The 8,843-nt window shown below is 72.1% G+C and carries 9 protein-coding genes; 5 read left to right on the top strand and 4 right to left on the bottom strand.

The genetic code is table 11. From position 1 onward, the window contains the following. Positions 1-27: 27 nt before the first annotated feature. Together L1885_RS18290 and L1885_RS18285 are read right to left on the bottom strand one after the other, a co-directional pair. Positions 28-1,407, bottom strand: a complete 1,380-nt coding sequence (locus L1885_RS18290; RefSeq protein ID WP_235798205.1) for a bifunctional folylpolyglutamate synthase/dihydrofolate synthase — start codon at positions 1,405-1,407, stop codon at positions 28-30. After that, entirely contained in the window at positions 1,404-2,042 is a 639-nt protein-coding gene (locus tag L1885_RS18285) for an ester cyclase (RefSeq protein ID WP_235798204.1), read from the bottom strand. Before L1885_RS18285 ends, L1885_RS18290 begins: the two co-directional genes overlap by 4 nt. Positions 2,043-2,203: 161 nt before the next feature. Between L1885_RS18285 and L1885_RS18280 the strand changes: the two genes are divergently transcribed. Continuing rightward, on the top strand, positions 2,204-2,815 hold the full coding sequence (locus L1885_RS18280) for a TetR/AcrR family transcriptional regulator (RefSeq protein WP_235798203.1): 612 nt from the start codon (positions 2,204-2,206) through the stop codon (positions 2,813-2,815). Between the two features lie 49 nt (positions 2,816-2,864). On the opposite strand, the gene L1885_RS18275 is transcribed toward L1885_RS18280, so the two are convergent. Next, positions 2,865-4,040 carry an ROK family transcriptional regulator gene (locus L1885_RS18275; RefSeq protein ID WP_235798202.1) on the bottom strand — a complete coding sequence of 392 codons (1,176 nt, stop codon included), beginning with the start codon at positions 4,038-4,040 and terminating at the stop codon, positions 2,865-2,867. Between the two features lie 295 nt (positions 4,041-4,335). Here L1885_RS18275 and L1885_RS18270 point away from each other — a divergent pair, with 295 nt between their 5' ends. After that, on the top strand, positions 4,336-6,471 hold the full coding sequence (locus tag L1885_RS18270; protein WP_235798201.1) for a fibronectin type III domain-containing protein: 2,136 nt from the start codon (positions 4,336-4,338) through the stop codon (positions 6,469-6,471). Here the strand turns inward: L1885_RS18270 and L1885_RS18265 are convergent. Next, entirely contained in the window at positions 6,435-6,614 is a 180-nt protein-coding gene (locus tag L1885_RS18265) for a hypothetical protein (protein ID WP_235798200.1), read from the bottom strand. The two genes, L1885_RS18270 and L1885_RS18265, sit on opposite strands and share 37 nt — an antisense overlap. Before the next feature lie 69 nt (positions 6,615-6,683). Between L1885_RS18265 and L1885_RS18260 the strand changes: the two genes are divergently transcribed. From L1885_RS18260 to L1885_RS18250, 3 genes are all read left to right on the top strand, one after another. Beyond that, positions 6,684-7,631, top strand: a complete 948-nt coding sequence (locus tag L1885_RS18260) for a carbohydrate ABC transporter permease (protein ID WP_235798206.1) — start codon at positions 6,684-6,686, stop codon at positions 7,629-7,631. Positions 7,632-7,644: 13 nt separating this feature from the next. Further along, the gene (locus L1885_RS18255; protein ID WP_235798199.1) at positions 7,645-8,589 is read left to right on the top strand and encodes a carbohydrate ABC transporter permease; all 945 of its coding nucleotides are present in this window, start codon (positions 7,645-7,647) and stop codon (positions 8,587-8,589) included. 20 nt (positions 8,590-8,609) lie between these two features. Beyond that, a partial coding sequence (locus L1885_RS18250) for a glycoside hydrolase N-terminal domain-containing protein (protein ID WP_235798198.1) occupies positions 8,610-8,843 on the top strand: 234 nt, incomplete at its 3' end.

The following is an 8,843-nucleotide window of genomic DNA, read 5'->3' as shown; positions in this document are numbered from 1 at the left end:
CCGGGCGGGGCCGTGGGCTCCGGCGCTTCACGAGCGGCCGCCCCGCAGCAGCAGACCGGCCTCGCCGACCGTGACGACGGAACCGGTCACCAGCACGCCCGCCGCACCCGGGGCGCCGGCCTTCCGGGCCGTGGCCGCCGCGGCGTCGACGGCCTCGCCGAGGTCGGGGACGACCCGGACGCGGTCCGCGCCGAACACCTCCCGCGCGAGAGCGGCGACGTCGGCCGCCGGCATGGCCCGCGGGCTCGAGTTCTCGGTGGCGACCACCTCGCTGAGGACGGGCTCCAGCGCCAGCAGGACGCCTCGCACGTCCTTGTCCGCGCTGGGGGCCAGCACTCCGATCAGCGTCGTGGATCCGAAGGCTTCGCGGAGGCCTTCCGCCGTGGCCCGGGCGCCGGCGGGATTGTGTGCGGCGTCGAGCAGCACCACCGGGTCCCGGCCGACCAGTTCGAGCCGGCCGGGCGACGAGGCACCCGCGAACGCGCTCCTGACCCTGTCGATGTCCAGCGTCTCGTCCCCGTCGCGGCCGACGCCGCAGAACGCCTCGACGGCCGCCAGCGCGCACGCGGCGTTCTGCGCCTGGTGGGCCCCGTACAGGGGGAGGAACACGTCGTCGTAGCGGCCGCCCCGCCCCTGGAGCGTCAGCCGCTGGCCGCCGGGCACCGGCTCACGGCGCAGCACGCCGAAGGCCTCTCCCTCCTTGAGGAGCGTCGCGCCGACGTCCGCTGCCCGCCCGGCGATCCGGTCGGCTGCGTCGGGCACCTGCCGTGCGACCACCGCGGTGCGCCCGCTCTTGACGACACCCGACTTCTCCGCGGCGATCTCACCCGTCGTGGCGCCGAGCATGTCGGTGTGGTCCAGCGCCACCGGCGTGATCACCGAGACGGCGGCGTCGATCACGTTGGTCGCGTCCCATGTGCCGCCCATGCCCACCTCGATCACGGCGACGTCCACGGCCTCCTTCGCGAACGCGGCGTAGGCCATGGCGGTCACCACCTCGAAGAAGGACATCGTGAGGGGCTGGGTCGAGTCGACCTCGCCGACCAGGGGAGCGAGGCCGGCGTAGGTGTCCACGAAGCCCCGGGCGGTGATCGGCTCCCCGTCCAGGCTGATCCGCTCGGTCATGTCCCGCACGTGAGGGCTCGTGTACCGGCCGGTGCGCAGGCCCAGGGCCATGAGGAGCCGCTCGATCATCCGGGACGTGGAGGTCTTTCCGTTCGTCCCGGTGACGTGGATGGTGGGGTACGAGGACTGCGGTTGGCCGAGGAGCTCCATCAGGGCGTGCATCCGCGTGAGCGACGGCTCGATCTCCGTCTCCGGCTGGCGGCCGGTCAGCTCGGCCTCCACCGCCCGCAGCTCATCGGCGAGGCGTCCCGCGGACCGCGCGGGCCGGGGATTCTCCCTCATGGGTGGGGGTTCCTTTCGTTCGTTTCGGCCGAGGCGGCGGCCGCGTCGTGGCGGGAGGGCCGCGCGGTCAGCGCGCGGCGGCCCCGTCCAGCCGGGCGGCCGCGGCCGCCCGGCTCGGCCGAAACGGCGGCAGCGGCGCGTGCCGCACGCCCGGTCAGCCGCCAGGAGGCCATGCGCAGCAGGCCGGCCGGCGCCGGCGGGAACACGCCGAGCTGGCCGAGCATCGTGACGTCGTCCCGCACCGCCTCGTGCGAGACGACCTTGCCGTCACGCAGGCCGAGCGCGTGGATCTGCTCGAAGTCGATCTCGCGCCCGGTGGGCGGGACGGCCTGGTCGAGCGCGCCGTCCGCGAAGCGGACGAAGGGGCCCGTGTGGCGTCCCTGCATGCGAAGCCGCACCCAGACCTGCTCCTGGTCCTGCACGGTCGCGAGGACGACGAAGCGCAGGCCGCTGAAGGCCGAGCGCATCCAGGCTCCGGAGGCGAGAACGCCCGCGGGCCCGGGAATCGAGCAGGCCGCCGGCGACGAGGCCGCCTCGCGGTTGCGGAAGTCCTCGTGGACCACCTCGGCGGCCAGCGCGGGCTCGCCCGTCTCGAGGATGCGGAAGAGGCCCCGGCCCAGCTCTGAAGCGTCCATGCCCATGGTGATCGTTGCCCTTCGCCGATGATGCCGTCCGGCGCCGCGCGTCCAGGGCGGCCCGGGCAGTGGCTGCCGCGGACGCCTGCCGGGAACCGGTCGCGACACCTTTATTGAGGTAACAGCATACCTAATGAATGCGCGGTGTTAGCATCCTTCCCATGACCACCAGGCGTCACTACACCTCTCCGCTCCGCGAACAAGGCGCGAACCAGACGCGGGACCTGATCCTGCGTCACGCCACGGACCTCTTCGCCCGGCGCGGCTACGGTCGGGTCACCGTCGCCGACATAGCCGGCGCCGCCGGTGTCGCGTCGAAGACCGTGTTCGCGAGCGTGGGGAGCAAGGGCGACATCCTGAACCGGATCGTCGACCGGGGCGTGGCCGCCTCCGGCTACGAGGAGGCGCTGGCCGGCATGCTCGCGCTGCGCGACCCCGCGGCGGTGCTCGCGGCCCTGGCGCGCGGGACGCGCGCGGGCAACGAGAGCCAGTGCGTCGTGCACGAGGCGATCCACAAGGCGCTCGCCGTGCACGAGGACGGGGAGGCGCTGTGGGAGCGCGCGACGGCGGACTACCGCGCCGCGCTGCGCGCCGTCGCACGGCATCTGCACACACTGGCCCCGGCCCCGGCCCATTCGGCCGAGGAGACGTCCGACCTGCTGTGGTACTGGTTCGGGCCCCAGGGGTGGCGGGCCCTGGTGGTGGAGAACGGCTGGACGTGGGACCGCGCCGAGGAGGTCCAGCGCCGCATCGCCGTCGCGGTGCTCGGCTGACGGCGCCCGCGGCGACGTCCTCCGGGCCGCCCTCGGCCCCGGCCCCGGCTCAGTTCGCCGACGCCGGTCCCGCCGCCATCGGTGCGAACAGCCGCTGCGCCGCGACCGCGGCACCGCCCCGGGCCCACGCCTCGAAGGGCAGCGGGCGCACCACCAGGTCGCAGTCCGCCGCGGTACCGAAGGCCTGGGCCGTGAACGACGCGCGGATCTGGTCGGCGAACAGGTCGTACGAGGCCACGCCCTCGCCGGAGATGATGATCCGCTCCGGCCCGATCAGGTTGGCGACGGAGGCGATGGCGAGGCCCAGCGCGTGGCCCGCGCGCGTGAAGACGGCGCGCGCCGCCTCGTCGCCGTTGTGCGCGAGGCGGACGGCGTCCGCCAGGGTGAGGCCGGGGTTCCCGGTCTCCTCACGCGCCTGGTCGACGATGGCCTGCGTCGAGGCGACGGCCTCCACGCAGCCCGTGTTGCCGCACGTGCACACCTGTGTGGAGCCGAGCGCCCCGCCGACCGGCAGGTGCCCGATCTCGCCGGACACCCCGTGGGCGCCGGAGACCAGACGCCCGTCCACGGAGATGCCGCACCCGATGCCCGCGCCCACCGTGACCAGGGCGAACGACGAGAGTCCTGCGCCCGCGCCGAACCACTGCTCGGCCACCGTCAGCGCCCGTACGTCGTTGTCGATGACGGTGGGGATGCCCGTCTCGGCCTCCACGAGCTCCGCGAGGCGCACCCCGCGCCAGTCGAGGAACGGCGAGTAGCGCACCACACCGGTGTGCCCGTCCACGTCGCCGGAGATGGTCACACCGACACTGTGCACCGCGGGTCCGCCCTCGCCGTCCGCGAGGGACGCGACCATGCGGGCGATGGCCCGTACGACGGCGCCGACCTCGCGCGAGCCGAGGGCGGCGCGGCGGGTCGCCAGCGGGGTCGCGGTCAGGTCGGCGGCGACCCCGATCAGCTCGTCGCCCGTCACCTTCACACCGACGAAGCGCGCGCGTTCGGGGCGCACCGCGACCAGGGTGGCCGGCCGGCCCGGCTGGCGCTCGCCGGAGGGCTGCCCGACCTCGGTGATCCAGCCGTCCGCCAGCAGCGGTGTGGACACCTTGGTGACGGCGCCCGAGGACAGGCCCGTGCGCCGGCCGAGTTCGGCCCGGGTCAACGGGCCCTGGGTCAGGAGGGTCTGGAAGACCAGGGCGGCCGCGGGGGGCTGGCTGGAGAGGCTCACACCGAAAGATTACCTTCTGCCGGAAGCCAACGGGAGTGGAATCCCTGCAGGCAGTCGGCCCTCTGCGCTGACATGCACGCGCCCACCTGCGCCTCCGTCGGAGAAAAGGCCGGTGACAATATATTGACCCTGGAAGGAAACCCTGTTTACAGTCACCGCACCTCCTCCCCCCACGGGGACGAGCGACGGACGCGCGCCGCCGGGGATGTCGGGCCGGCACCGCGCACGCCCGGTCCGTCGTCCACCGAGACACCGCCCCCACCGGCCGCAGCGAAGCGGCGAAACGGAGCTAGCCATGGCACTGAGAGGTCGCGCCGCCCGGGAACGAGCGGAAACGGCCGAGGGCCCGGGACGCAGGGGATGGGCGCTCGCGCTCGGCGCCCTCTCGGCCTCGGTCCTGGCGACGGCGGGGCTCGCGGGCCCGGCAGCCGCCACGTCCCCGGCCCCCCACGCCCCCGACGTCGCGGCCCACGCCCCCGCGGCCCACGGCCCGGCCGCACAGGCCCCGCTCGCCCAGAAGCCGTACATGGGCTGGAGCAGTTGGAGCCTGGAGTCCACCAACTACCCGGGCGTGAACCCCGACGGCTCCGCCAGCTTCCTGACCGAGGCCCACGTCCTGCAGCAGGCACGGCTGCTCGCCTCGAAGTACAAGAAGCACGGCTACGACTACGTCAACATCGACGCGGGCTGGACGACGGGCTTCGACCAGTACGGCCGGCCGGTCCCCGACGCCGGGCGCTTCCCCGACGGCATCAAGTACGTCAACGGCAAGCTCCACGCCCTCGGCCTCAAGGCCGGCATCTACCAGGCGGTCGGCCTCGACCCCAAGGCGTACGGCGACGGCACCACGCCCGTGTACGGCGCCCCCGGGTGCACCACGGCCGACGTCGCCTACCCGGACCTGCGCAAGACGAACGGCTGGGACAGCGCCTACAAGATCGACTACTCGAACCCCTGCGCGCAGAAGTACACCCAGTCCGTCGCGGACCTCTACGCGAGCTGGGGCGTCGACTTCCTCAAGCTCGACGGCGTGGGCCCCGGCTCCTTCAAGGGCGGCGCGAACTACGACAACCGCGACGACGCCGCCGGCTGGCGCGCCGCGCTGAACGCGACCGGCAGGCCCATCGAGTTCACCCTGTCCTGGGCGCTCAGCCACAGCTACGCGGCCGACTGGAAGAACGACAGCAACGGCTGGCGCATCGACACCGACGTCGAGTGCTACTGCGACACCCTCGTCACGTGGGACGCCTCCGTGAAGCAGCGCTGGCGCGACGTCGTCCAGTGGATCCCCGACGCCGGACCCGGCCACTGGAACAACCTCGACTCCGTCGACGTGGGCAGCGGCGCGATGGACGGCCTCACCGACGACGAGCGCCAGAGCTACATGACGCTGTGGGCCGTCGAGGCCGCGCCGCTCTACATCGGCGACGACCTGACCAAGGTCGACAGCTACGGTGAGAAGCTGCTCACCAACGACGACGTCATCGCCATCGACCAGGCCGGCCGGCCCGCGAAGCCCGTCAGCCAGTCCTCCGAGCAGCAGACGTGGTACGCCCGCAACGCGGACGGCAGCTACACCGTCGCCCTGTTCAACCTCGGCTCCTCGCCCGCCCGGGCCACCGCGCGGTGGCAGGACCTCGGCTTCGGCGGCACCGCGAAGGTCGAGGACGTCTGGAGCCACCGCGACCTCGGCTCCGCCACCGGCTCCTTCGGCGCCACGCTGCCCGCCCACGGCTCGCGGCTGCTGACCGTCACGCCGCGCACCTCCGCGAACCCCACCGTCCCCACCGGCGCGCACGGCACCTCCGCCACCGCCACATCGGTCTCCCTCGCCTGGGACGCGGCGCTGCCCGCCAAGGGCGCGGGCATCGCCCGCTACGACATCCGGGACAACGGCCGCAAGGTCGCGAGCACCGGTGGCAGCGCCACCTCCGCCACCGTCTCCGGGCTCGCCCCGGCCTCCGGCCACAGCTACACCGTCACCGCGGTCGACACCCGCGGCCGCGACTCGGGGGCCTCCGCGGCCGTCGCCGTCACCACCGCGGACACTGGCGGTCCCGTCACCTACCAGGGCGAGGACGCCACCCTGGCCGGCGGTGCCACCGCCTCCGACTGCGGGGGTTGTGCCGGTGGCAAGAAGGCGGGCAATGTCGGTGGTGCCGCGTCGGTGACCTTCGACCACGTCACCGCGCCGCGCGACGGGACCTACCTCGTGACCGTGGCGTACGCCGACGGGGACACCAGCCGGCAGGGTGTCGTCACCGTCGACGGGCAGACGATCCAGCTGCCGTTCTCGGGGACGGGTGACAACGACTGGGACCACACCCAGAACGTCACCGTGCCGATGACACTGAAGGCCGGAGACAACAGCATCAGCTTCGGCAACCCCGCCGACTACGTCGCCGACATCGACCAGATCGTCGTCCAGTAGTCCCAGTAGTCCCAGTAGTCCAGTAGTTCAGCAGTCCGGTAGTACGAGCAGGCCGAGCGGTACGAGCAGGCCGAGCGGTACGAGCAGGCCGAGCAGTACGAGCAGTTCGAGTAGTCCAAGTGGTTGAGCAGGCGAGTGGTCACCGGGACGGATGCCGGACGACCGGACCGGTGACCACCCGTACGAGTGCCAAGGAGTGCGCCGTGGCGCAGATAGTGAACGAACAGCCTGCCGCGCCGGGGCGCCGGGCGGGGGGCCGCCGCGCGCCGCAGCGCCCGGCCGCGGCCTCCCCGCGCCGCGGCGACGGGAAACTGGCGTGGCTGCTGATCACGCCCGCCGTCGCCGGGTTCCTCGTCTTCTTCGCGTACCCCACCGTCAGGGGGGTGTACTACAGCTTCACGTCGTTCCACATCCTGACCGCACCGAAGTGGGTCGGCCTCGCCAACTGGCGCGAGATGTTCGGCGACTCCGTGTTCTGGCACTCGCTGCTGGTCACCGTCTACTTCGTCGGCCTTTCGGTGGTGGCGGGTGTGCTGCTGTCGCTGATCACGGCGGTGGTGCTGCACCGGCTGACGCGCTCCACCGTCATCCGCGGCCTGGTCATCCTGCCGTTCCTCATCTCCGGTGTCGTCGCGGCGCTGGTGTGGCAGTGGATGCTGGATCCGCAGCTGGGCATCGTCAGCCAGCTGCTGGAGAAGGTCACCGGCGTGCACCTGCTGTTCTTCTCCGACAGCCACTGGGCGGTGCCTTCGCTGGCGGCCGTCAGTGTGTGGAAGTCGATGGGCTACAACGCCGTACTGATCTTCGCGGGCCTGCAGACGATCCCGCCGACGGTCTACGAGGCGGGGCGCCTCGACGGCGCGAGCGAGTTCCAGATGTTCCGCCGCCTGACCGTGCCGCTGCTGCGGCCGATCCTCGTGATGGTGGTCATCCTGACGGTGATCGGGTCGTTCCAGGTGTTCGACATCGTGTCGGTCACCACGCAGGGCGGGCCGGCCAACGCGTCGAACGTGCTGCAGATGTACATCTACGAAAAGGGCTTCGGCGAACTCGACTTCGGCTACGCGTCGACGATGTCACTGGCCCTGTTCGTGCTGCTCATCGCGATCACGTTCACGCAGATGCGCCTGGCCCGCGCCAACGAAACCGACCTGAACTAGAAGGAGCCCGTCCATGTCCCTCCTCGCAACGGGCGCCTCACGCACCACCGCCGCACCCGCGGCCGGCGGCTCCGGCGCACGCCCCCGCCTGTCACCGGGCCGCATCGGCGCCTGGGTCTTCATCATCGTCGTGCTGATCGTGACGATCTTCCCGTTCTACTGGATCCTGCGCACCGCGTTCTCGAACAACGTCGCCCTGCCCACGGACCCCTCGTCGTTCCTGCCGGTCGACTTCACCTGGGGCGCCTTCAAGCGCGCCCTCGGCCTCGCGAGCCAGGCCGAGGCGCAGGCCCAGGGCGGCTCCGGCGCGGCCCTCGACACCCCGCTGTTCCTGCGCAACTCGATCATCTACGCGACGGTGCAGACCGCGCTGGTGGTGTTCTGCTCGGCCATGGCGGCGTACGCGTTCTCCCGGCTGCGCTGGCGCGGACGCAACACGGTGTTCAACATCCTGCTGGGCGCGCTGATGGTGCCCGCGATCCTGACCCTGCTGCCGAACTTCATCTTCGTGCGCGACATCCACCAGCTCAACTCGTTCACCGGCCTCATCCTGCCGGGGGCGTTCTTCTCCGCGTTCAACATCTTCTTCCTGCGGCAGTTCATGCTCGGGCTCAGCACGGAGGTGGAGGAGGCGGCGATCGTGGACGGCGCGAGCAGGATGCGGATCTTCTTCACGATCACCCTGCCGATGACGGCGGCGCCCATCGCCACGCTGTCGCTGCTGACGTTCATCAACACCTGGAACGACTACTTCTGGCCGCTGCTGGCGACCAACGACGACCACGCCCGGCCGCTGACGCTGGCGCTCGGCGTGTTCAAGCAGTCCTCCCCGCAGGCGGCCCCGGACTGGGCGGGCCTGATGGCGGCCACGATGATCGCCGCGCTGCCGATGCTCGCCCTGTTCATGGTCTTCGGCCGGCGCATCGTCAACTCCATCGGCTTCACCGGCATCAAGTAAAGAACCAGGAACCGCCACCCATGAACGACGACCTGCGGCTGCACTGGCCGCGTCCAGCCGCCGCGTGGAACGAGGCGGCGCCGGTCGGCAACGGCCGCCTGGGCGCCATGGTCTTCGGAGGCACGCGCACCGCGCGCATCCAGATCAACGACTCGACGCTGTGGTCCGGCACCCCCGCGACCCCGGCGCGCGGCCTCGCCGCCGTACGCGCCGCGGGCGCCGGGCCCGAGCGCCTCGCCGAGGTGCGCGGCGCG

This window comes from Streptomyces fuscigenes (assembly GCF_021556455.1).
GTDB lineage: Bacteria > Actinomycetota > Actinomycetes > Streptomycetales > Streptomycetaceae > Streptomyces > Streptomyces fuscigenes.
Note: the sequence above shows the minus strand (reverse complement) of the source record. Positions and strands in the feature narration are given on the sequence as shown.

Bases quoted from the DNA above. Each gene is read 5' to 3' on its own strand.
- L1885_RS18290 (WP_235798205.1), bottom strand. From the start codon at position 1,407: ATGAGGGAGAATCCCCGGCCCGCGCGGTCCGCGGGACGCCTCGCCGAT.
- L1885_RS18285 (WP_235798204.1), bottom strand. From the start codon at position 2,042: ATGGACGCTTCAGAGCTGGGCCGGGGCCTCTTCCGCATCCTCGAGACG.
- L1885_RS18280 (WP_235798203.1), top strand. From the start codon at position 2,204: ATGACCACCAGGCGTCACTACACCTCTCCGCTCCGCGAACAAGGCGCG.
- L1885_RS18270 (WP_235798201.1), top strand. From the start codon at position 4,336: ATGGCACTGAGAGGTCGCGCCGCCCGGGAACGAGCGGAAACGGCCGAG.
- L1885_RS18255 (WP_235798199.1), top strand. From the start codon at position 7,645: ATGTCCCTCCTCGCAACGGGCGCCTCACGCACCACCGCCGCACCCGCG.